The sequence below is a fragment of the Streptomyces sp. NPDC012637 genome (assembly GCF_042954805.1).
Taxonomy (GTDB): Bacteria; Actinomycetota; Actinomycetes; order Streptomycetales; family Streptomycetaceae; genus Streptomyces.
Genome location: NZ_JBIBDS010000007.1, coordinates 495,678 through 517,809, shown reverse-complemented (window position 1 = coordinate 517,809; position 22,132 = coordinate 495,678). Strand labels below are relative to the sequence as shown.

Genomic DNA, 22,132 nt, shown 5'->3' with positions numbered 1-22,132 from the left:
GGGACACGGAATCATCATGTCCGCCGGTGGCCGTCACCCCCCGCCGGACCGGTGGCGGAGCGGCCGAGCGACGCCTCCTCGATGCGACCGCCAGGGCCGAGCAGGCCGGTCTGGTCGAACGCGTACTCGTCCATGAGGCGCGGCAGTTCACGACGCGACAGGAAGTCGACGGCGACGGGGAAGACCGGGCGTCCGGCCTGGGCCAGCCGGAGCCACGGGGGCGCGTAGACGGAAGAGGAGCGCCGGTCGATCCCCCGGCCGATCCAGGCCGCGACGCGATCCACCGGGTAGACCCGGCGCGCGGGGGCGGGCATGTGGGCGCGCAGTTCCCGCAGGACCGTATGGCGGTCGACCCCGCGGACCATGTCGGTGTCCGTCCAGTGCAGGTAGGCCACGCCCACGGCGACGCCCACGTGCGCCACCTCGGCTCGGAGGGAACGTGCGAAGGCCTCGGCCCCGGCCTTGGAGGCGCAGTAGGCGCTCATCATGGGGGCCGCGCCGAAGGCGGCGGTCGAGGCGATCTGCAGGAAGTAGCCGCGCGTGGCCCGCAGTCCGGGCAGGAAGGAACGTGCGGTCGCGGCGCTTCCGACGAGGTTGACCTCGACGACCCGGCGCCAGGTGTCCGGATCGGAGGTCTCGAAGGGGCCGCCCTCGGCCACGCCGGCGTTGGCGATGACGACCGACGGCGGGCCGAGACGCCGGGCCACCTCGTCGGCGGCCCGGCGCAGGCCGGCGTCGTCGGTGACGTCCACCTCGACGACGTGGCTCCGGGTGCGGAGCGTCGTGGCGACCGCCTCCAGGGTGGCGGCCTCCCGGCCGAGCAGGGCCACGTCCATCCCCCGGTCGGCGAGCCGGCGGGCCAGGCCGGCGCCCAGCCCCCGGGCGGCGCCCGTGACGACGGCGGTACGTCCCTGCAGGTCCCATGATCGGCTCACGGCCGCAGCCTCCTTGTGTCGGTGTGTGCGCCGCGGAGCGGCGACGGGTGCGTTCGCGGCATCCGGGCGCACGCGGTGGTGGTCGCGGTCCGTTCGCGGCTTGCTCCCGTTCGCGGCACCCGGACGCACGCGGTGGTGGTCACGGTCCGTTCACGGCGTGCCCCGACGCCCGCTCTCCGCCTCGGCGGTCCGCGCGATGTTCCGGGCCATGCCGCCGAAGACCACGGCGTGGAACGGGGAGACGCTCCACCAGTACGCCTGGCCCGCGAGGCCCCTCGGATGGAAGAGGGCCCGCTGCCGGTAGCACGTGCGGCCCGCCTCGTCCCGTTCGACGGCCATCTCCAGCCACGCGAGGCCGGGCAGGCGCATCTCGGCCTGGAGCCGCAGCAGGCGTCCGCGGTCGATCTCCTCCACGCGCCAGAAGTCCAGGGCGTCGCCGACCCGGAGGCGCTTCGCGTCCCGGCGGCCGCGCCGGAGTCCCACCCCGCCGACGAGCCGGTCGGCCCATCCGCGCACGGCCCAGGCCAGCGGGAAGGAGTACCAGCCGTTCTCCCCTCCCACGCCCTCGATGACCTGCCACAGCGAGTTCGGGCCGGCGTCGACGGGCCGTGACCGTTCGTCCGTGTAGAGGCTGCCGCCCGCCCAGTCCGGGTCCGTCGGCAGCGGGTCGCTCGGTGCGCCGGGCGGCGAGGCCGAGGACCAGCGGGTCGTGACCTGCGCGTCGCGCACCCGCCGGAGGGCGAGACGGAGGGATTCCTCGAACGGGACGGGCCGCCCGGGGCCGTCGGGAACGTACCGGGCGATGTCGTGCTCGCGGCACACCACCTCGTGCCGGAGCGACTCGGTGAGGGGCTTGGCCAGGGAGGCCGGCACCGGTGTGACGAGACCGATCCACTGGCTGGACAGCCGCGGGGTGAGGACGGGCACGGGGACGATGAGGCGCCTGCGCAGGCCGGCGACCTCGGCGTACCGCACCATCATCTCCCGGTAGGTGAGGACGTCGGGTCCGCCGATGTCGAAGGTCCGGTTGACGTCGGCGGGCATGCCGGCACTCCCCACCAGGCACCGCAGCACGTCGCGCACGGCGATGGGCTGGACCCTGCTGCCGACCCAGCTGGGCGTGACCATGACCGGCAGCCGTTCGGTCAGGTACCGCAGCATCTCGAAGGAGGCCGATCCGGAACCGATGACGACGGCGGCCCGCAGCACGGTGGTGGGGACGCCCGAGTCGAGCAGGATGCGGCCCACCTCGGTACGCGAGCGCAGGTGCGGCGAGAGCTCCTCGTCCGGCACTCCGCGCGGGGTGAGACCGCCCAGGTAGACGATCCGCCGCACTCCGGCGGAACGGGCCTCGGCGGCGAAGGTACGGGCTGCCAGGCGGTCCCTGTCCTCGAAGTCCGCCGTCGAGCTCATGGAGTGGACGAGGTAATAGGCGACGTCGACGCCGTCGAGCGCCTTGCGGAGGCTCGCGGCGTCGGTGACGTCACCGCGCACCGTCTCCACACGGTCGACCCAGGGGAAGTCACGGAGCTTGTCCGGATGCCGGGCGAGGCAGCGCACGCGGTGACCGCTGTCGAGGAGCTCCGGCACCAGGCGGCCCCCGATGTAGCCGCTCGCGCCGGTGACCAGGCAGCGGGCGCCTCCGGCCGGACTGGGAGTGTTCATGCGCTGATCCGTTTCACCGATCGCCTTGGCGTACACGCCCTGCGGCCGTTCTTCGGCGGAGCGGGTCCACGCGGATGCGGCCCGCGGCCCGGCCGGCGTCGGCCGGGCCCGGCGGCCCGCCCCGCGTGCACCCGTCGCCCTTCCCTCACCGCGGCATGAGCACGGTGTCGATGACGTGGACGGTCGCGTTGGAGGTGCGGACATCGCCGCAGACGACGGAGGCGGTGCCGTTCACCTCGTACGCGTCCCCTGATCCGGCGGTGGTCAGCGTGCCGCCCTGCAGGGTCCCGAAGGAACCGTCGGCGAGGTCCGCCTTGTGCACGGGCTCGTCGACCACGTGGTAGGTGAGGATCTCGGTGAGGCGGTCCTTGTCGGCGAGGACCTTGTCCAGGTCCGCCTTCGGGATCTTGGCGAAGGCCTCGTTCGTCGGCGCGAACACCGTGATGTCCTCGGCGTTGTTCAGGGTGTCGGCCAGGCCCGCCTTGTTCACGGCGGTCACCAGCGTCGACAGGGCCGGGTTGTGCGACGCGGCGGTCGCCACCGGGTCGTCGGCCATCCCGGCGAACGAGCCGGCCCCCTCCTTCGGCACCGAGGCGCAGCCCGGGCCGAACGGAGCGGTGCCGTCGTCGGCCGACGCCTGCGGGGCGAGGGCGCCGAACGAGACCGCGAGGGCCGAGGCGGCCAGGGCGACGGAGACGCGGCCGCGCGTGGACGTGGGGTTCATGACGTGCTCCTCCCACCGGCCGACACCGAGGGGCCACGGCCGGGGCTCGGTTGTGCTCCCACCCAGACCTTCGGGGCGGACCGGGCCCGCGGATGAGGTTGGCGGCACTTTTCCCCGCTCGTCCGACGGGCGTCGGCCCGGCCAGGGGGAGGAGGGCGCGTCGCCCGCCCTCGCCCGGGCCGTGCGGGCGCAAGCCCCCCGGAAACGGCCGAGGCGCCCGCCATGACGGCGGACGCCTCGGAGAAGCACGGCTCGTACGGACCGGTCACTCGTGCTGGGAGGTCCCTACCGGGTTCTTCACGCTCTCGCCCGCGTGCGGGCTGAGGACGCCTGCTCCCACCAGCACGAACAGCAGGACGCCGAGCAGGATCCGGTAGATCACGAACGGCATGAAGGACTTCGTGGTGATGAACTTCATGAACCAGGCGATCACCGCGTAGCCGACGCCGAAGGCGATGACCGTCGCGAAGGCCGTCGGCCCCCAGGAGACGTGGCCGCCCTCGGTCGCGTCCTTCAGTTCGAACAGCCCGGAGGCGAGCACCGCCGGGATGGCGAGCAGGAAGGAGTAACGGGCGGCGGCCTCACGGGTGTAGCCCATGAGCAGACCGCCGGAGATCGTGGCGCCGGACCGGGAGACACCCGGGACCAGGGCCATCGCCTGGCAGGCGCCGAAGATCAGGCCGTCGCGCACGCCCAGCTCCTTGAGCGACTTGCGCTCGCGCACCGCGCGGTGCTTGCCGCCGATCTCGTCGCGCGCGGCGAGCCGGTCGGCGATGCCGAGCACGACGCCCATGACGATGAGCATCGTGGCGGTCAGCCGGAGATCGCGGAACGGGCCCTCGATCTGGTCCTTGAGCGTGACGCCGAGGACGCCGATGGGGATCGAGCCCACGATGACCAGCCAGCCCATCTGGGCGTCGTGGTCGGAGCGCATCGCCTTGTCGAAGAGGGAACGGAACCAGGCCGAGACGATCCGCGCGATGTCCTTGCGGAAGTAGATGAGGACGGCGGCCTCGGTGCCGATCTGGGTGATGGCCGTGAACGCGGCGCCCGGGTCCTCCCAGCCGGCGAACGCGGCGGTGAGCCGCAGATGCGCGCTGGAGGAGATGGGAAGGAACTCCGTCAGCCCCTGGACGAGCCCGAGGATGAATGCTTCGAACCAACTCATGGAGCCAGGGCCGTCCCGAATGTACGTGTGCGGTCATAAGGTCGGTGCGCAGCGTACCGTCCTCAGGTGACACGCCCGTTCGCAGGGCGGGCGCCGCGGCCCGCACGGGACCGGTGACCGGGTCCGCACGGCGGATGCCGGGTCGGGCCCGGCCCGGCATCGGGACTGCCGGGCGGATGCCGGGCCGCCGCCGGGATCGGACCCGCTCGCCGGTGGCCGGGTGGGCAAGGACCCGGGCTCAGTCCTCCACGGGGCCCGTCGTCGTCCAGCCCGGTGCGCGCACGTGCGTCGTGAGGCTCGGGCGGTCGGCGCGCTCGCCGCAGTGGGCGCAGACCACGCGCGGGCTGAGCGTCTCGCCGCAGCTGTGTTCGAGCACCACCGGCCGGTCCTTCTCGTTGAGGTGGCGGTCGCCCCAGGCCATCAGGGTCACGAGGACCGGACCGAGCTCCTCGCCGGCCGGTGTGGCCCGGTACTCGTAGCGCAGGGGCCGTTCGCTGTACGCGACCTTCTCCAGGATCCCGGCCTCGACGAGCCGCTTGAGCCGGGCCGTGAGGATGTCGCGCGGCGCGCCGGTGTTGCGGGCGATCCGGTCGAAGCGGTGGACGCCGAGCGAGACCTCGCGCAGCACGAGGAGCGAGTACTTCTCGCCGACGAGAGCGAGGGTGTCGGCGATGGAGCAGGGGCGGGCGGCGGCCTTCATGAGCCAAGACTAAAGCAGCGGGCGGAGTGAGGGTTTGAAAACCCAACCCACTGGGCTATGTTACCGACAGGTGTTGATTTGGATTTCCAACTCTCTAGGTCTCCCGCTCTCCCACCCCACCCCCGAGGCACTCCAGGAGCCGTTCATGCGTGACGCCGTCATCGTCGAAGCAGTCCGTACGCCCATAGGGAAGGGCAAGCCCGGCGGTGCGCTCGCCGGCGTCCACCCCGTCGCCCTGCTCTCCCACACCCTGCGCGCCCTGGTCGACCGGACCGGCATCGACCCCGCCCTCGTCGACGACGTCATCGGCGGCACCGTCGACCAGGTCGGCGAGCAGGCCATGAACACCACCCGCTACGCCTGGCTGGGGGCGGGTCTCCCCGAGACCGTGCCCGCCACCACCGTCGACCGGCAGTGCGGCTCCTCGCAGCAGGCCGTGCACTTCGCCGCGCAGGGCGTGCTGTCCGGGGCGTACGACATCGCCGTCGCCTGCGGCGTCGAGTCCATGAGCCGCGTGCCCATGTGGTCCAACGTGCCGCCCGGCACCGATCCCTTCGGTCCCGGCGTCGCCGCCCGCTACCCCGACGGCCTCGTCCCGCAGGGCATCAGTGCCGAACTCATCGCCGCGAAGTGGGGCGTCGGGCGCGAGGCCATGGACGAGTTCTCCGCTGCCTCGCACGCCAGGGCCGCGCGGAGCTGGGCGGCCGGACTCTTCGACGACGAGGTCGTCCCGTACGGCGACGTGCGCCGCGACGAGTCGGTGCGACCCGCCACCACGCCCGGGGTCCTGGCCGGACTGCGGCCGGCCTTCGAGGACCCGGGCTTCGCCGAGCGCTTCCCGCAGATCGACTGGTCCGTCACCGCCGGCAACAGCAGCCCGGTCAACGACGGTGCCTCCGCCGTCCTCGTCATGGCCGCGGACACCGCGCGCGCCCTCGGTCTGCGCCCGCTCGCCCGGCTCCATTCCTTCGCCGTCACGGGCTCCGACCCGCTGCTCATGCTCACCGGCGTCATCCCGGCCACGGAGAAGGTGCTGCGGCGGGCGGGTCTCGCCCTCGACGACATCGACCTCTTCGAGATCAACGAGGCCTTCGCGAGCGTCGTCCTCGCCTGGCAGCAGGAGACCGGCGCCGATCCGGACAGGGTCAACGTCCACGGCGGCGCGATCGCCCTCGGCCACCCGCTCGGCGCGAGCGGCACCCGTCTGACCACGACGCTGGTCCACGCCCTTCGCGCACGGGGTGCCCGTTACGGACTGCAGGCGATGTGCGAGGCGGGCGGGCTGGCGAACGCGATGATCGTGGAGGCGCTGTAGGGCCGCCTCTTCCGGATCTCGGCCGGGTCCGCGGCGTGGTCCGAAAGAAACGGCCGAGAGCCGAGGGCGGCCCCTCCGGCCGTTCCCGGTGCGGACCGGAGGCCTAGGAAGCGGTGCCCGCCCCGGCCGGCTCCCGCTCGCCGGCACCCGCCTCCGGCCCGGAGTACCCGGCCGCGGACACCACCGCCTCCGGCGCCTCGGCCCGCGCCGCGATCCGGTGCCGCTTGCGCCAGCCCACGACCGCGGCGACCGCCGCCGACAGGACGATGAAGCCCATCGAGACCAGGAAGGCGGGAGAGGTCGGCGAGGTGGCCTGGCTGCCCGCGATCACGTACGCCGCCGTGTTCGGTACGGAGCCGAGACCGGTCGCCACCAGGAAGGGGAGGTACCGCATCCGGGAGACGGCGGCCGCGTAGTTGGCCACCGCGAACGGCATGCCGGGGAAGAGCCGGATCGCCAGCATCGAGCGGAAGCCGTGCCGGCTCAGCTGCCCGTCCGCCGCCTCCAGCCAGCGGCCCCGCACGTACGGCCGCAGCGCCTCCTGGCCGAGCGTGCGGCCCAACGCGAACGAGAGGCCCGCGCCCAGGACCGTGCCGCCCAGGGACGCGGCGAAGCCGGCCTGGGCCCCGAACAGCGCGCCCGCCGCCAGGTTGAGGATCGGCCGCGGCACCAGGGCCGCCGTGCACACGCCGTAAGCGAGGCCGAAGACCAGCACGGCGCCGGCGCCGCTCAGCTGCGGCGGCCAGCCCGCCGCGAGCAGCCGCTGCGGCTCGAAGAGCAGCACGGACGCTCCTGCGGCCAGCAGGATGACGGCGAGGCAGGCCAGCCGGGCCCGGGGCGGGAGCAGCACGCGGGAGCGGCGGACGGGCACGGGCTCGAACACCCGGGGAGAGTAACCGACACCGGCATGTGATCGCCGTAATGTGCGCCGCGCGGGCCGCCCGTACAGTGAGGCGATGAGCACACCCGCCGCTCCCGCCGTCGTCCCCGACAGCGCCCTCGCCGACACGCTGCTCGGCCGGCTCACGGAGGTCTACCCGGCGGCCGGGGACCCGTTCCGGGCGCAGGAGATGATCGCCTACATGAAGGGCGTCGCGCCCTTCCTCGGCGTGCGCACGCCCGAGCGCCGCGGCCTCTCCCGCACCGTCCTCGCCGGACTGCCCGCGCCCGACGAGACGGACTGCACGGCCCTCGCCCTGCGCTGCTTCGCGCTCCCCGAGCGCGAGTACCACTACTTCGCCGTCGACTACCTGCGCCGCCACGTGAAGCGCCTCTCCTCCGGCTTCCTGCCGGTGGCCCGCACGCTGATCACCACCGTCTCCTGGTGGGACACCGTCGACCACCTCGCCGCCCACGTCGTCGGCGGTCTCGTCGCCGCCGATCCGGCGCTCGCGCCGCGCATGGACGAGTGGATCGCCGACGACGACCTGTGGATCGCCCGCACCGCCCTCCTCCACCAGCTCCGCTTCAAGGCGGACACCGACGCCGACCGCCTCTTCTCCTACTGCCTGCTCCGCTCCGGCCACCCCGACTTCTTCATCCGCAAGGCCATCGGCTGGAGCCTGCGCGAGTACGCCAAGACGGCCCCGTCCGAGGTCCGCGCCTTCGTCGCGCACAACTCCTCGCGCCTTTCGCCGCTGTCCGTGCGCGAGGCGCTGAAGAACCTGGACCCCGTGTGACGGCCCCGGGAGGGTCCTGGGTCCTGTCGTCAGACTCCCGTCGTCGCCCGGAGGGCGGCCGCGCGTGCCTGGCGTCGCGGGGCAGGCGGGAGTTCGACGACAGGGCCTAGGTCCGCCCGGGGCCGCCGCCCGCCCCAAATGCCCGTCGGCGCCCGGAAATCCGGTCGACCCGGCGCGGGCGAGCGGCCATCATCGGTGTCATGTCCCGGCACGCCTTCCCCGCAGCGCCGTCCGCAGTCGCGGACGCGCCGAAGGCTGCCGTCCTCCCGGTACTCACCGCGCCCACGGCGTGCACGGTCCTCACCGTGCCCACCGTCCAGGCCGTCCTGGCGGCGCCCGGCGGCGACCGAAGCTGACTCTCCCCGGATCGTCCGGCGGACCCCACAGGGGGAGGGTCGGTCCGGCCCCGGGGTCCCCCTTCACGCTTCGAGCACCGAAACGAGCGATTCAGCCATGCCCAAGCAGGCATACGCACGCACCAAGCCGCACCTCAACATCGGCACCACGGGCCACGTCGACCACGGCAAGACCACCCTCACCGCCGCCATCACCAAGGTCCTCAGCGAGCGCGGCACCGGCGGCCCGACCACGTACGTGCCCTTCGACCGGATCGACCGGGCGCCCGAGGAGGCCCGGCGGGGCATCACCATCAACGCCGCGCACGTGGAGTACGAGACGGACACCCGGCACTACGCCCATGTCGACATGCCCGGGCACGCCGACTACATCAAGAACATGGTGACGGGGGCGGCGCAGCTCGACGGGGCGATCCTCGTCGTCTCGGCGCTCGACGGGATCATGCCGCAGACCGCCGAGCACGTCCTGCTCGCCCGTCAGGTCGGCGTCGACCACGTCGTCGTCGCCCTCAACAAGGCGGACGGCGCCGACGACGAACTGACCGACCTGGTCGAGCTGGAGGTACGGGAGCTGCTCACCGCGCACGGCTACGGCGGCGACGCGGTGCCCGTCGTCCGGGTCTCCGGGCTCCGCGCCCTGGAGGGCGACCCGCGCTGGACCGCGTCCGTGGAGGCGCTGCTCGACGCGGTGGACACGTACGTGCCGGTGCCGGTGCGGTACGTGGAGGCGCCGTTCCTGATGCCGGTGGAGAGCGTGCTCACCATCACCGGCCGCGGGACCGTCGTCACCGGCGCCGTCGAGCGCGGCACGGTCCGCGTCGGCGACCGCGTGGCGGTGCTCGGCGCGGGGACCGAGACGGTCGTCACCGGCGTCGAGACCTTCGGCAGGCCGATGGAGTCGGCCCAGGCCGGTGACAACGTGGCCCTGCTGCTGCGAGGGGTGCCGCGCGGCGAGGTCCGCCGCGGCCACGTGGTGGCCGAGCCGGGCAGCGTCGCCCCGCGCAGCCGGTTCACGGCGCGGGTGTACGTGCTGTCCGCCCGCGAGGGCGGCCGCACGACACCCGTCGCCACCGGCTACCGCCCGCAGTTCCACCTCCGCACGGCGGACGTCGTGGGCGACGTCGACCTCGGCGACACGGCCGTGGCCCGCCCCGGTGACACGGTCACCATGACCGTCGAACTGGGCCGCGCCCTCCCCCTGGAGCCAGGTCTCGGCTTCGCCATCCGCGAGGGCGGGCGCACGGTGGGCGCGGGGACGGTGACGGAGGTCTTGTGACCGCGTCACCTGCCGCGCCAGCGGCCGGCGGGGCCCGGAAGGCAACCTTCCGGGCCCCGCCCCGCACCCCACGACCCGCGTCCGCCAGACTCGGGTCATGACCGACACGTCGAGGCGTACGGCACTGGTACTGGGCTCGGGTGGGCTGACCGGGGCGGGATGGACAGTCGGGGTTCTGTGGGGCCTCGCCGAGGGCGGGGCGGATCTGACGGAGGCCGACCTGGTGGTCGGCAGTTCCGCCGGAGCGGTCGTCGGGGCGCAGCTCGCTTCCGGGGCCTTTCCGCTCGGCGCGCTCTACGAGAGCCAGTCGGCGCCGCCCGACGGTGAGCTCACCGCCCGCCTCGGGCTCGGACTGATCCTCAGGTACGCCGTCGCCGTGCTCGGCTCGCGTACGCCCGAGGAGTACGGGCGCAAGCTCGGCCGGCTCGCCGGCGCGGCCCGTACCGTCGGGCCCGGCGTGCGCCGGGAGGTCGTCGCGCGGCGGCTGGGGGACGCCGTCGAGTGGCCCGGGCGGCGGCTGCTGGTCACCGCCGTGGACGCCGGGAGCGGCGAGCTCACCGCCTTCGACAAGGACGCCGGCGTCCCGCTCGTCGACGCCGTCACCGCCAGCTGCGCCATCCCCGGCGTCTGGCCCGTCGTGGAACTCGCGGGGCGCCGGTGGATCGACGGCGGGCTGCACTCCACCGCCAACGCCCACCTCGCCGCCGGCTACGAGCGGGTCGTCGTCATTGCGCCCAGCGCCACCGGGAACAAGGTGCTGCACTCGCCCGCCCGGCAGGGCTCCGCACTCGCCGCCGCCGGTGCGCGGGTCGAGGTCATCACGCCCGACGCGGCGTCCAGGAAGGCCTTCGGCCGCAACCCCCTCGACCCGAGCCGCCGCGGTCCCGCCGCCCGCGCCGGGCGGGCCCAGGCCGCCACCCACGCGCGGGCCGTCACCGCCCTGTGGGCACAATGAGGACGTGAACGAGCAGATTCCCGTCATCCGCGACGTCGACCACGGCACCGCCAGGCTGATGCCCGACGTGGACACCGAGCGGGGCTGGCTGCTCACCGTCGACGGCGCCCCGCAGTCGTACGTGGACCTCGACGACCCGTCGCACCTGGAGTTCGAGTACGCCCGGCGCCTCGCGCACGTCGTCGACCTCGTCGCGGACGAAGGCGCCCCGCTCGACGCCGTCCACCTGGGCGGCGGGGCGCTCACCCTGCCCCGGTACGTCGCCGCCACCCGCCCCGGCTCCCGGCAGCAGGTCGCCGAGGCCGACCGCGGCCTGCTCGCGCTCGTCGCCGAACACCTGCCGCTGCCGCCGGACTCGGGCGTCGCCGTGCACGGCGCGGACGCCCGCGAGTGGCTGGAGGCCGCGCCGGACGACTCGGCGGACCTGCTGATCGCCGACGTGTTCGGCGGCTCACGCGTGCCCGCGCACCTGACCTCCGTCGAGTACGCCCGGCAGGCGCGGCGGGTGCTGCGCCCGGGCGGCACCTACGCGGCGAACCTCGCCGACGGGGCGCCGTTCGCCTTCCTCCGCTCGCAGCTGGCCACCTTCGCGGCCGTGTTCCCCGAGCTCACGCTGATCGCCGAGCCGGCCGTGCTGCGCGGGCGCCGCTTCGGCAACGCCGTCCTGGTCGCCTCCGACCGGGAGATCGACGTCGCCGGCCTCGCCCGCCGCACCGCCGCGGATCCGTTCCCGGCGCGGGTGGAGTGGGGCGACGCCGTGGACCGGCTCACCGGCGACGCGCGCCCGGTACGGGACGCGGACGCCGTCCCGTCACCCGTGCCCCCGGACGGTGCCTTCGGCATCGGCTGAGGCCACGGCACCGGGGGCCGGACCGGAGGCACCGGCCGGGCCCGAGGGGGCGGCCGGCTCCGTCGGCGCGGCCGGGTCCGAGGCGGCGGCAGCGACACCGGCTGGAGCAGCGACACCGGCTGGAGCAGCGGCACCGGCTGGAGAAGCGGCACCGGCTGGAGCAGCGGCACCGGCTGGAGCAGCGGCACCGGCTGGAGCAGCGGTACCGGCCGGAGCAGCGGTACCGGCGCTCTGCGTGCCGGGCACCGGCACCGCTCCCGACACCGGCTTCGTACGGCGCGTCAGGTTCCGTACGTCCGGTACGAGCAGCACCAGCGCCGTGACCACCACGATCAGCGCCGCCGAGCCCCACAGTGCGTTGCTCCGGCCGAACACGCTCTCCGCCGGTCCGGCCAGCGCCGTGGACAGCGGCAGCATCGCCGTCGAGCCGAACCAGTCGTACGCCGAGACCCGTGAGAGCTTCTCCTCGGGGATCTCCTGGTGCAGCGTCGTCATCCACGACACGCCGAAGACCTCGATCGCGACGCCGCTCACGAACATCGCCGTCGAGAGCCCGACCACGTCGAGCGGCACCGCGAGCGCCGCCGAGGGCAGCGCGATGGGGAAGACGCACAGGGTGCCCACGAGCAGCATCCGGCGCGGCTTCCAGCGCGCCATCAGCACCGCGCCGCACAGCGTGCCCACGCCGAACGCGGCCAGCGCGAGGCCCCACGGCCGGGCGCCGCCGAGTTCGTCCCGGGCGACCAGCGGCCCGTACACCGACTCGGCCGCGCCGACCAGTGCCACCACGATGGCGAACTGGGCGACGATCGACCACAGCCAGGGCCGGCCGACGAACTCGTCCCAGCCCTCGCGCAGATCGGCCAGGAGCCCGCCGCCCGGCGCCCGTTCGGGCACGTGCCGGACGTCGAGGAAGGCGCGCAGCGCGCCCGCCACCGCGAAGGCGGCGGCGTCGATCGCGAGCACCCAGCCGGGACCGAAGGCGGCGATCAGCGCGCCGCCGAGGGCGGCGCCGCCGATGCCCGCGCCGTTCATGGCCATCCGGAAGAGGGCGAAGGCCCGGCCGGCCTGTTCGCCGTCCACGCTGGACATCAGCATGCCCTCGGCGGCCGGGTTGAAGAACGCCTGTCCGGTGCCGCACAGCGCGGTCAGCAGCATCATGTGCCACAGCCGCGCCTCGCCGGTGAGGACGAGCGCCGCGAACACCGCCTGCGAGGCGCAGTTGAGGGCGTTGGCGGCGACCATCACCCGGTGCCGGGGCACCCGGTCGGCGATCGCGCCGCCGATGAGCAGGAAGAGCACCAGCGGCAGCGTGCGGGCCATCGCCACCAGACCGACGTCGCCGCCGTCACCGCCGGACTGGATGACGGCGAACGCCGCCGCGATCAGGGCGCCGTGGGTGCCCAGGTTGGTGACGATCGCGGCGGCGGTCAGCAGGAGGTAGTTACGGCCCGCCCAGCCGGGAGTGCGAAGGCGGATCACGACCCCGTGGATTCGGGAGCGAGGCGCACGGTGGAGACGATCTTCTTGATGGTCTCGTCCGACAGCTCGTCCTTCACGCCGTCGGCCCCGTACAGCACGAAGGAGGAGAAGTCGCCCTTGGCGGTCTTGAAGGCGAAGGCGATGGACTTGCCGTCCGACTCGCACTTGTTGCGCTTCTTGATGCCGGGGGCGACGGCCGTCGCCATGCTGCCCTGCAGGCCGGACGTAGCGGTGTACGGCACGGCCTTGGTGATCTTGACGGTGCCCTTGGGCATGTGCTGGGCGTAGCCCGCCCACGCCCAGGTGCCGGCCGCGTTGTACGCCGCCTCCGCGGTGTCCTTGGCGCCCTGGGCGCCCTTCGTGCCGGCGGTGCTGAGGCCCCAGGTCTCCTCGGTGCCGTTCTTGTCGGTGTCGAACGCGCACCAGTTGGTCTTGAGGTACGCCGGCGCGGACATGACGACGACGGGGGAGCCGTCGCCCTTCTTCTCGTCCTCGAAACCGGTGACGGTACCCGGCTTCGAGACCTCCCAGTCCGGCGGTACGTCGAACAGGGTGCCGTACTTCGGGTTGAAGACGACCTTCCAGCCGGGGATCGTCGGCTGCTGGGCGGCGCCGTCGCGCGGGTTGTCGAGCGGCGGGGAGGACGAGGTCGACGGCTTCGCGCTGACCGACTGCGTCGGCTTCGGGTCGTCGGCCTGGTTCTTCTTCTCGTCGTCCTTGCCAAGGACGAGGTAGCCGGTCACGCCGGCGGCCGCGAGCACCGCCACGGCGGCGACGATCGCCACCACGGTGGTCTGCTTCTTCTTCCCGCCGTCACCGCCGCCCGGCTGCGCCGGACCCGGCATCGCGTACTGCGCCGCCACGGTCGGCTGCTGGTACGGGTTCGGCTGCCCGTAACCGGGCTGCGCGCCCGGCTGCTGCTGGTAGGGGTTGGGCTGTCCGTACGCGGGCTGCGGCACGGTCGGCTGCTGGTACGGGTTCGGCTGTCCGTAGCCCGGCTGCGCGCCGGGCTGCGCGCCGGGCTGCTGTCCCGGCTGCGCGTACGGGTTCTGACTCTGGTCCTGCGGGTTCTGCTCGCCCCCGGGCGGCTGCTGTCCTGGCCACATGGGCCGTAACGATAGAGGGGTGGCCGGTGCGGGGCTACGGCCGCCCCCGTGCGGGGATGGCGAAGACTGCTACTGGTGGGTAACATCACGGCCCATGAGCGCAGACCAGATGACCGTCGGCGAGATGCTCGCCGCCACGGTGCCCATGGCCAGGACCCTCAAGCTGGAGTTCCTGGAGACCACCGCCGAGCGCGCCGTCGTGCGCCTGCCGGACCAGGCCGAGTACCACAACCACGTGGGCGGCCCGCACGCCGGCGCCATGTTCACCCTCGCCGAGTCCGCCAGCGGCGCCATCGTCCTGGCCGCCTTCGGCGACCAGCTGAGCCGCGCGGTGCCGCTCGCCGTCAACGCCGAGATCGGCTACAAGAAGCTCGCGATGGGCGTCGTCACGGCCACCGCGACGCTGGGCCGCCCGGCCGCCGAGGTCGTCGCCGAGCTCGACGCGGGCCGGCGCCCCGAGTTCCCGGTCCACATCGCCATCACCCGCGAGGACGGCGCCGTGACGGGCGAGATGACCGTGGTCTGGACCCTCCGCCCCAACTCCTGACGCGCACAGCCGGCCCGGCGACCCCCGGGTGGTCGTCCGGCACGGCGGCGCGGAATCGGACGGACCGTCACGCATAGTGCGTTCACCGCATGATCGACGGAATCGTGCCGGTCCGAAGGAGCGCCGCCGTGCCCCACGCATCCCACCCGGAACGACCGGACGCGGCCCCGGAGCGGCCCGCGGCAGGGCACCGGCCGGCCGTCGCCCGTCGTCCCTCCCGGCGGCGGTTGCTGTTCGCCTTCGCGGGCGTCGCCGCCCTCACCGTCGCGCCGGCCGGCGGGATCCGGACCGCCGCCGCGGCCCCCGGGCGGCGCGCCCCGGCCGCCCCGGACGCCGCGTCGCGCGTCGACGCGCTCCTCGCGCGGCTCACGCTCGACGAGAAGACCGCCCTGCTGCACGGCGCCGCCGACCCCGACGGGCTCGGCCAGGCCGGCTACGTGCCCGGAGTGCCACGGCTGGGGATTCCCGCGCTGCGCCTCGCCGACGGTCCCGCCGGGGTGCGGGTGCGGGCGACCGCCACCGCGCTGCCCGCGCCCGTGATGCTCGCCGCCGCCTTCGACCCCGGACTCGCCCGCGCCTACGGGCGCGTGATCGGCCGGGAGGGCCGGGCGCTCGGCCAGGACGTGCTGCTCTCGCCGATGGTCAACCTCATCCGCACGCCCTACGCGGGACGGAACTTCGAGACCTTCTCCGAGGACCCGCTGCTCTCCGCCGACCTGGTCGCCGAGGAGATCCGAGGCATCCAGGCCGAGGGCCTGATCGCCACCGTCAAGCACCTCGCCCTCAACAACCAGGAGCGCGACCGGACCACCGTCGACGTCCGGGCCGGGGCACGGACCCTCCACGAGACCGAACTGCGCGGTTTCGAGGCCGCCGTCGCCGCCGGCGCGGGCGCCGTCATGGCCGCGTACAACAAGGTCGACGGCGTCCACGCCACCGAGAGCCGGGCCCTGCTCACCGACGTCCTGCGCGGACGCTGGGGCTTCGAGGGCTGGGTCATGGGCGACTGGGACGCCGTGCACTCCACCGGACCCGCCCTCGCCGCGGGCTGTGACATGGAGATGCCCGCCGGCGTCCACTACGGCGCCGCCCTGAGCGGCGCCGTGCGCGACGGTCACGTCGACGAGGGCGCGGTCGACACCGCCGTCCGCCGGGTGCTCACCGTCCGCGCCCGCTTCGGCCTCCTCGACGCCTCCGCCGCCCGGCCGGTCCGCGACCCCGCGGCCGGCGCCCGCCTCGCCCACCGCGTGGCCACCGCCGGGGCCACCCTCCTCCGCAACGAACGCGGAACGCTGCCGCTCACCGGCCCGGCCGCCCGCTCGATCGCCGTCGTCGGACCCACCGGCGCCGTGCCCTTCGTCAGCGGCGGCGGCAGCGCCCACGTCGTCCCCGACGCCGCCGTCAGCCCGCTCGACGCGCTGCGCGCCCGCGCCGGTGCCGGCGCCACCGTCACGTACGCCCCGGGCGAGGACCTGTACGGCAAGCCGCTGCCCGCCACCGGCGCCCGCCTCGAACCCCCGCTCCCGACGGACGACATCGGCGTCGCCGCGGGAGCCGCCTGGAGCTACGAGGGCACGCTCACCACCACGGCCGACGACGACTGGAGCTTCTTCGTCCACTACGGCGGCGGCCGGCGGCCCGCCGTGACCCTCGACGGCGCCGAGCTCTTCCCGGTACGGGAAGGCGTCGCCGAGTACTTCGCCGGCGGCCTCACCGCACGCTCCGCCGACTGCCTCGACCTCCGCCGGGCCGACCGCCGCCTCGCGGCCGGGGCCCACCGCGTCACCGTCACCGCGCACGGCGGTGCCGACGGCCTGCGCTTCCGGCTGCGCGCCGCCGACGGCACCACCAGGGCCGCCGACCTCGCCGGGGCCGTCGCCACCGCCCGCGCCGCCCACGCCGTCGTGCTCTTCGCCTACGAGGACGCCACCGAGGGCCGCGACCGTACCCACCTCGCGCTGCCCGGCGGCCAGGAAGGCCTCATCGCGGCCGTGACAGCCGCCAACCCCCGTACCACCGTGGTCCTCAACACCTCGTCGGCCGTCACCATGCCCTGGCTCGACGCCACCGGCGCCGTGCTCCAGATGTACTACCCGGGCCAGGAGGGCGGCCCCGCGACCGCCGCCGTGCTCTTCGGCGACGCCGACCCGGGCGGCCGGCTCACCCAGACCTTCCCGCGCTCCGACGACGCCCACCCCACCGCCGGCGACCCGCGCCGCTACCCCGGACAGGACGGCGTCGAGGAGTACGGCGAAGGCGTCCACGTCGGCCACCGCTGGTACGACGCCGAGGCCGTGGCCCCGCTCTTCCCGTTCGGCCACGGCCTGTCGTACACCACGTTCGCGTACGAGGACCTGCGCGTCGCCCCCGCCGCCGACGGGCCCGGACTCCACGTCACCTTCACCGTCGCCAACACCGGGGCGCGCGCCGGTGTCGAGGTCGCCCAGGTCTACGCCGGGCCCTCGCCCGACCTCGCCGCGCTCGGCGTCGACCAGCCGCGCCGGATCCTCGCCGGCTACCGGCGACTCGAGCTCGCGGCCGGCGAGCGCCGCCGTGTCACCGTCCCGGTCGCCGCCCGCACGCTCTCCTCCTGGGACCCGGCGACGGACGGCTGGGTCCTGGGCACCGGCCGCCGTGAGATCCGGGTCGGGTCCTCCTCCCGCGCGCTCGTTCTGCGGGCCGAGGCCCGGGTCGGCGCGTAGCCGGCGCCTGCCGCGACCGGGGTAGGCTGCCGGGGACCGTCACCGACAGGGGGAGAGGAACCCGCCGTGCACGTGCAGGAGTGGCTGGAGACGATCCCCGCGGTCGCCGTCTACGCGCTGGTCGGGGTGGTGATCGGCCTGGAGAGCCTGGGCATCCCGCTGCCCGGCGAGATCGTCCTCGTCAGCTCCGCGCTGCTCGCGTCCCAGCACGGCGAGATCAACCCGTACGTCCTCGGCGCCTGCGCCAGTGCCGGAGCCATCATCGGCGACTCGATCGGCTACGCGATCGGCCGCCGGGGCGGCCGGCCGCTGCTCACCAAGCTCGGGAAGAAGTTCCCCAAGCACTTCAGCGACGCCAACATCGGCCTGGCCGAGCGCTCCTTCGAGAAGTGGGGCATGTGGGCGGTCTTCTTCGGCCGCTTCGTCGCCCTGCTGCGGATCTTCGCCGGACCGCTCGCGGGCGTGCTGAGGATGCCGTACTGGAAGTTCCTGATCGCCAACGTCTTCGGCGGCATCCTCTGGGCGGGCGGCACCACGGCCGTCATCTACTCCGTCGGCATCGTCGCCGAGGCCTGGCTCAAGCGCTTCTCGTGGCTCGGCCTGGTGCTCGCGGTGGTCGTCGGCCTGGCGTCGATGCTCATCCTGAAGAACCGCGCCAAGAAGGCCGCGGCCTCCATGCAGGCCACGTCCACGGAATCCGCGCAGCCCGTGCAGTCCGCGCAGTCCGAGTCCTCGCCGTCCGGGCAGCAGACGGCTACGGCCGGCGGGACCACCGCCAGGGAGGCGACGGCCGCGGCCGAGTAGGGCCGGCCGGACCCGGACCCGTCCGCGCCGGCCCGGCGCGGACGCCCGGGGCGGGCGCGCCGCCCTCGGCGCCGCCCCGGGGCCGGCTCCTGCCGGCTACTGCCCGAACGCCTCCGCATGGCCCTTGGCCAGGTGCAGGTACATCTCGGCGTTCAGCCGGATGCCCGCCTGCTCCTCCTCCGTCAGCGGCCGCCGCACCTTCGCGGGCACGCCCGCGACCAGCGATCCGGGCGGCACCTCCATCCCCTGCGGAACCAGTGCCTGCGCCGCGATCAGCGAGCCGGCGCCGATCCTGGCCCCGTTGAGCACCGTGGCACCCATGCCGACGAGCACGTCGTCCTCGATGGTGCAGCCGTGGACGGTCGCGTTGTGGCCGATCGTCACCCGCGCGCCGATCTTCACCGGGAAGCCCGGGTCGACGTGGACGGTGCAGTTGTCCTGGACGTTGGCGTCCTCGCCGACCTCGATCGGACCGCAGTCCGCCCGCAGCACGGCGTGGTACCAGATGCTGGCGCGCGGCCCCAGCGTGACCTCACCGAGCACCACCGAGGTCGGCGCCGTGAAGGCCGTCGGGTCGACCCGCGGCTCCTTGCCGCCCACGCCCCTGATCAACGCCCCGGACACGTCCGTCACCTCTGCCATCGTTTGCTCCTGCTCCGCTGGATCCGTCGGTCGCGCCTTCCGGCGAAGCGTAACCGCGGCTCATGACGGACATCACAGCGCACCGCACTGATCAGCGACGACACCGCCGACTACGGTGTCCGGGTGCCCCGGAACCGAAACACGTTCTCATCGCTGACCGCCTGGCGGCGCCGTGTCGTCGCCCGCGCCCTGCAGAGCGGCTGGCGCCGGATCCAGCAGGCGGGCGCGATCACCGCCGAACACCAGGGCGGGCTGCGCTTCCGCGCGCTCGGCGAGGGCACCCGGCTCGCCTTCCCGCAGGGCACCGTGTTCGGCGAGCCGTGGATCGAGATCGGCGCGTGCTGCATCATCGCCGAACAGGTCACGCTGACCGCGGGGATGCTGCCCGGCCTCGACCTCGGCCAGGACACCGTCCTCACCCTCGGGGACGGCGTCGTCCTCGGCCGCGGCAGCCACGTCATCGCCGACGCGCCGATCACCATCGGCTCCGACACCTACTGCGGGCCGTACGTCTACATCACCTCGACCAACCACAGCTACGACGACCCCGACGTGCCCGTGGGGCGCCAGTGGCCCCGCTCCGAGCCCGTCGTCATAGGCCCGGGCTGCTGGCTCGGCACGGGCGCCGTGATCCTGCCCGGCGCCCGGCTCGGCCGGAACGTCGTGGTGGCCGCCGGAGCGGTCGTACGGGGCGAGGTCCCCGACCACGCGGTGGTGGCGGGCGCGCCCGCGAAGGTGGTCCGTTCCTACGACCCGGACCGCGGCTGGCAGCCCCCGCTGCGCACGCCCGCGCCGCGGCCGATCCCGGAGGGCATCACCCCGGAGCAGCTCGCCGCGCTCGCCGCCCTGGAGGAGTCGGAGCTGAACGACCTGGCGGAACTGGAGCGCTGAGACGCTTTCCGCACCGGCCCGCCAGTACGGTCGCCAGGACGGCCGTGAGGACGGTCGCCAGGACGGGCCGCCGGGACCCGGCCGTGAGGACGGCGCCAGGAGGGGCCGCCGGGACGGCTGAGGGGCGTACGGACGGCCCGTCAGCCCGTCGCGAGCAGGACCGTCCCCACCAGGGCGAGGCCCGCGCCCGCCGCCTGGACCGCGCGGAGGCGTTCCTTGAGCACGCCGCGTGCGGCGAGGGCCGTCACCACCGGATAGAGGCTGGCGAGGACCGCTGCGACCGTGACGGGACCGCGCTGGGCGGCCAGCGCGTACGTGCCGTTCGCGGCGACGTCCGCGAGGCCGACGAACGCGAGCGCGGGCAGCGCCGCGCCGACCGCGCGGAGCCCGCCGCCGTCCTCGGGCAGCGCCCGGCCGCCGCGCCGCACGGAGAACCACAGGGCCGCGCCGCCCACCGCCACGTTGGTGACGCGCTGCACGAAGAGCGCGAGGAAGAGCCCGGTCAGAGTCGTGGACGCCTCGGAGATCAGCGCCATCACCGCGCCGAAGCCGAAGGCCGCGACCAGGGTGAGCAGCACCGCCTGGCGCTGCACCGGGGCGCCCCGCAGCTCGGGGCCGCCCGCGAGGACCACGCCGACGATCGCCACCGCGATCCCGGCGAACTGCAGCAGCCCCGGCCGGTCGCCGAGGAGCAGGCCCACGCCGACCGGGACGACCACGCCGAGCGAGCCCAGCGGCGAGACCACGCCCATGGGGCCGAGCGCGAGCGCCCGGTAGAAGGCCAGCATGGCGGCCGGACCGACGACACCCGCCGCGACCGCGTACCAGAGCAGGGGGCCCGCCTCGCCGAGAGCGCCGGTGGCCAGCACGACGGCGCCGAGGACGACGACGGCTATGGACTGCGACACCACGACGACGGTCGGCGCGGGGAAGCGCCGGGTGAGCAGTCCGCCGCCGAAGTCGGCGAGCCCCCAGAGCAGGCTGGTGCCCAGGGCGAAGATCGCCGTCAGAGCCGTCATGGGGGATGCCTCGCAGTACAGTGCAGTGAACAATGGGGTGCACCACACAGTAGTTCAGTCTGTTGGACTCTGTCATTCACTGTATTGGACGGTACGTGTCGGACCTCGACCAGCTCACCCAGTCGCTCGCCCGGAACCTGAAGCGCTGGCGCAACGAGCGCGGCTTCACCCTGGACGCGCTCGCCGCCCGGGCCGGGGTCAGCCGCGGCATGATCATCCAGATCGAGCAGGCCCGTACCAACCCGAGCGTCGGCACCACGGTCAAACTGGCCGACGCGCTCGGCGTCCCGATCACCACCCTGCTCGACTACGAGCAGGGCCCGCACGTCCGGCTCGTGCCGCCGGAACAGGCCGTCCGCATGTGGTCCACCTCCACCGGAAGCCACACCACGCTGCTCGCCGGCACCGAGGCCCGCGGTCCCCTGGAGCTGTGGCACTGGACCCTGATGCCCGGTGACGGCAGCGCCTCCGACCCGCACCCCGACGGCACCACCGAGCTCCTGCACGTCACGGCGGGCACGCTCACCCTCGTCGTGGACGGCGCGGACCACCTCATCCCCGCCGGCACCTCGGCGGTCTTCGAGAGCAACGTGCCGCACGCCTACCGCAACGCGGGAGAGGAGACGGTGGAGATGACGATGGCCGTCTCCATCCCGCCCGTACGCTGAGACGAACGGCCGCCCCGGGGCCGGGACTTGTTACGGTGCCGGGTATGCGAGCACCCATCGGAGACTTCGACGACGTCCGCCCCGCACCCGACTGCCTCGACCTGCTCACCGAACCCGTCGCCGCTGCCGTCCGAGCCTGGAGCGGCAGCGTCCCCGCGGACCGGATCCTCTACGTGGACACCGACCCGTCCATCGCGGACACCGCCGTCTTCGTCGAGCACTACGGTCAGCGGCTGCTCGACGAGTCCGCGAACTGCGTGATCGTCGCCGGCAAGCGCGGCGAGACCACCACTCTGGCCGCCTGCGTGGTCCGCTCGGCGACCCGCGTCGACGTCAACGGAGCCGTCCGCAAGGAGCTGGGCTCCCGCAAGGTGCGCTTCGCGCCGGTCGAGACCGCCACCGGGGACACCGGCATGGAGTACGGCGGCATCACGCCGATCGGTCTGCCGGCCGGCTGGCCGGTCCTGGTGGACGCGGGCGTCGTCGACACCGAGTGGGTGCTCGTGGGCAGCGGCCGCCGCCGCGGCAAGCTGATCCTCCCGGGCAAGGCCTTCGCCCAGCTCCCGGGCGCCGTCGTCCTGGAGGGCCTGGGCCTCCCCGCCGAGCCGCAGGGCTGAGGGACGGGGCTGAGGAGCAGGGCTGAGGAGC

The 22,132-nt window shown here is 74.2% G+C and carries 22 protein-coding genes; 12 read left to right on the top strand and 10 right to left on the bottom strand.

Annotated elements, in window-relative coordinates; genetic code table 11:
• Nucleotides 1-14: 14 nt before the first annotated feature.
• The 5 genes from ACFY8W_RS28105 to ACFY8W_RS28085 form a co-directional block, all read right to left on the bottom strand.
• Complete coding sequence (locus ACFY8W_RS28105; RefSeq protein WP_391110819.1) at nucleotides 15-935, bottom strand: short-chain dehydrogenase/reductase; 921 nt, start codon at nucleotides 933-935, stop codon at nucleotides 15-17.
• A gap of 150 nt (nucleotides 936-1,085) precedes the next feature.
• Nucleotides 1,086-2,600 carry a DUF2867 domain-containing protein gene (locus ACFY8W_RS28100; RefSeq protein ID WP_391110816.1) on the bottom strand — a complete coding sequence of 505 codons (1,515 nt, stop codon included), beginning with the start codon at nucleotides 2,598-2,600 and terminating at the stop codon, nucleotides 1,086-1,088.
• A gap of 145 nt (nucleotides 2,601-2,745) precedes the next feature.
• The gene (locus ACFY8W_RS28095) at nucleotides 2,746-3,324 is read right to left on the bottom strand and encodes a fasciclin domain-containing protein (protein ID WP_391110814.1); all 579 of its coding nucleotides are present in this window, start codon (nucleotides 3,322-3,324) and stop codon (nucleotides 2,746-2,748) included.
• Between the two features lie 265 nt (nucleotides 3,325-3,589).
• The gene (locus ACFY8W_RS28090; RefSeq protein WP_391110811.1) at nucleotides 3,590-4,492 is read right to left on the bottom strand and encodes an undecaprenyl-diphosphate phosphatase; all 903 of its coding nucleotides are present in this window, start codon (nucleotides 4,490-4,492) and stop codon (nucleotides 3,590-3,592) included.
• Between the two features lie 238 nt (nucleotides 4,493-4,730).
• Nucleotides 4,731-5,192 carry a winged helix-turn-helix transcriptional regulator gene (locus ACFY8W_RS28085; protein WP_391110808.1) on the bottom strand — a complete coding sequence of 154 codons (462 nt, stop codon included), beginning with the start codon at nucleotides 5,190-5,192 and terminating at the stop codon, nucleotides 4,731-4,733.
• Nucleotides 5,193-5,337: 145 nt separating this feature from the next.
• On the opposite strand from ACFY8W_RS28085, the gene ACFY8W_RS28080 reads away from it, so the two are divergent.
• On the top strand, nucleotides 5,338-6,507 hold the full coding sequence (locus tag ACFY8W_RS28080) for an acetyl-CoA C-acyltransferase (RefSeq protein WP_391110805.1): 1,170 nt from the start codon (nucleotides 5,338-5,340) through the stop codon (nucleotides 6,505-6,507).
• Between the two features lie 103 nt (nucleotides 6,508-6,610).
• Here ACFY8W_RS28080 and ACFY8W_RS28075 read toward each other — a convergent pair whose 3' ends face one another.
• Entirely contained in the window at nucleotides 6,611-7,390 is a 780-nt protein-coding gene (locus ACFY8W_RS28075; RefSeq protein ID WP_391110802.1) for a VTT domain-containing protein, read from the bottom strand.
• A 73-nt stretch (nucleotides 7,391-7,463) separates the two neighbouring features.
• Here ACFY8W_RS28075 and ACFY8W_RS28070 point away from each other — a divergent pair, with 73 nt between their 5' ends.
• The 5 genes from ACFY8W_RS28070 (at nucleotide 7,464) to ACFY8W_RS28050 (ending at nucleotide 11,623) form a co-directional block, all read left to right on the top strand.
• Complete coding sequence (locus tag ACFY8W_RS28070) at nucleotides 7,464-8,186, top strand: DNA alkylation repair protein (RefSeq protein WP_391110799.1); 723 nt, start codon at nucleotides 7,464-7,466, stop codon at nucleotides 8,184-8,186.
• A gap of 200 nt (nucleotides 8,187-8,386) precedes the next feature.
• On the top strand, nucleotides 8,387-8,542 hold the full coding sequence (locus ACFY8W_RS28065; protein WP_391110796.1) for a hypothetical protein: 156 nt from the start codon (nucleotides 8,387-8,389) through the stop codon (nucleotides 8,540-8,542).
• 97 nt (nucleotides 8,543-8,639) lie between these two features.
• Nucleotides 8,640-9,818 (top strand): elongation factor Tu, encoded by a 1,179-nt coding sequence (gene tuf, locus ACFY8W_RS28060; protein ID WP_391110793.1) that lies wholly within the window; start codon nucleotides 8,640-8,642, stop codon nucleotides 9,816-9,818.
• A 97-nt stretch (nucleotides 9,819-9,915) separates the two neighbouring features.
• The gene (locus tag ACFY8W_RS28055; protein WP_391110790.1) at nucleotides 9,916-10,773 is read left to right on the top strand and encodes a patatin-like phospholipase family protein; all 858 of its coding nucleotides are present in this window, start codon (nucleotides 9,916-9,918) and stop codon (nucleotides 10,771-10,773) included.
• A 4-nt stretch (nucleotides 10,774-10,777) separates the two neighbouring features.
• Complete coding sequence (locus ACFY8W_RS28050; protein ID WP_391110788.1) at nucleotides 10,778-11,623, top strand: fused MFS/spermidine synthase; 846 nt, start codon at nucleotides 10,778-10,780, stop codon at nucleotides 11,621-11,623.
• Here the strand turns inward: ACFY8W_RS28050 and ACFY8W_RS28045 are convergent.
• Together ACFY8W_RS28045 and ACFY8W_RS28040 are read right to left on the bottom strand one after the other, a co-directional pair.
• Entirely contained in the window at nucleotides 11,585-13,105 is a 1,521-nt protein-coding gene (locus tag ACFY8W_RS28045) for an MFS transporter (protein ID WP_391110785.1), read from the bottom strand. The two genes, ACFY8W_RS28050 and ACFY8W_RS28045, sit on opposite strands and share 39 nt — an antisense overlap.
• Complete coding sequence (locus ACFY8W_RS28040; protein ID WP_391110782.1) at nucleotides 13,102-14,211, bottom strand: hypothetical protein; 1,110 nt, start codon at nucleotides 14,209-14,211, stop codon at nucleotides 13,102-13,104. The genes ACFY8W_RS28045 and ACFY8W_RS28040 overlap by 4 nt, the downstream gene beginning before the upstream one ends.
• A gap of 94 nt (nucleotides 14,212-14,305) precedes the next feature.
• On the opposite strand from ACFY8W_RS28040, the gene ACFY8W_RS28035 reads away from it, so the two are divergent.
• The 3 genes from ACFY8W_RS28035 to ACFY8W_RS28025 all read left to right on the top strand — a co-directional run bounded on the left by ACFY8W_RS28035 (nucleotide 14,306) and on the right by ACFY8W_RS28025 (nucleotide 18,264).
• Nucleotides 14,306-14,758: a DUF4442 domain-containing protein gene (locus tag ACFY8W_RS28035; RefSeq protein WP_391110779.1), complete on the top strand. Its 453-nt coding sequence runs from the start codon at nucleotides 14,306-14,308 to the stop codon at nucleotides 14,756-14,758.
• A 128-nt stretch (nucleotides 14,759-14,886) separates the two neighbouring features.
• Complete coding sequence (locus tag ACFY8W_RS28030; protein ID WP_391110776.1) at nucleotides 14,887-17,460, top strand: glycoside hydrolase family 3 C-terminal domain-containing protein; 2,574 nt, start codon at nucleotides 14,887-14,889, stop codon at nucleotides 17,458-17,460.
• A gap of 66 nt (nucleotides 17,461-17,526) precedes the next feature.
• Nucleotides 17,527-18,264: a VTT domain-containing protein gene (locus ACFY8W_RS28025; RefSeq protein ID WP_391110773.1), complete on the top strand. Its 738-nt coding sequence runs from the start codon at nucleotides 17,527-17,529 to the stop codon at nucleotides 18,262-18,264.
• Between the two features lie 96 nt (nucleotides 18,265-18,360).
• Here ACFY8W_RS28025 and ACFY8W_RS28020 read toward each other — a convergent pair whose 3' ends face one another.
• Nucleotides 18,361-18,906: a DapH/DapD/GlmU-related protein gene (locus tag ACFY8W_RS28020; RefSeq protein WP_391110770.1), complete on the bottom strand. Its 546-nt coding sequence runs from the start codon at nucleotides 18,904-18,906 to the stop codon at nucleotides 18,361-18,363.
• Nucleotides 18,907-19,029: 123 nt separating this feature from the next.
• Here ACFY8W_RS28020 and ACFY8W_RS28015 point away from each other — a divergent pair, with 123 nt between their 5' ends.
• The gene (locus ACFY8W_RS28015) at nucleotides 19,030-19,797 is read left to right on the top strand and encodes a DapH/DapD/GlmU-related protein (RefSeq protein WP_391110767.1); all 768 of its coding nucleotides are present in this window, start codon (nucleotides 19,030-19,032) and stop codon (nucleotides 19,795-19,797) included.
• A 140-nt stretch (nucleotides 19,798-19,937) separates the two neighbouring features.
• On the opposite strand, the gene ACFY8W_RS28010 is transcribed toward ACFY8W_RS28015, so the two are convergent.
• On the bottom strand, nucleotides 19,938-20,807 hold the full coding sequence (locus ACFY8W_RS28010) for an EamA family transporter (protein WP_391111081.1): 870 nt from the start codon (nucleotides 20,805-20,807) through the stop codon (nucleotides 19,938-19,940).
• Nucleotides 20,808-20,911: 104 nt separating this feature from the next.
• On the opposite strand from ACFY8W_RS28010, the gene ACFY8W_RS28005 reads away from it, so the two are divergent.
• Nucleotides 20,912-21,484 (top strand): cupin domain-containing protein, encoded by a 573-nt coding sequence (locus ACFY8W_RS28005; protein ID WP_391110764.1) that lies wholly within the window; start codon nucleotides 20,912-20,914, stop codon nucleotides 21,482-21,484.
• Between the two features lie 44 nt (nucleotides 21,485-21,528).
• Nucleotides 21,529-22,101, top strand: coding sequence for a YbaK/EbsC family protein (locus tag ACFY8W_RS28000; RefSeq protein ID WP_391110761.1), 573 nt, complete (start codon nucleotides 21,529-21,531; stop codon nucleotides 22,099-22,101).
• Nucleotides 22,102-22,132: the final 31 nt, after the last annotated feature.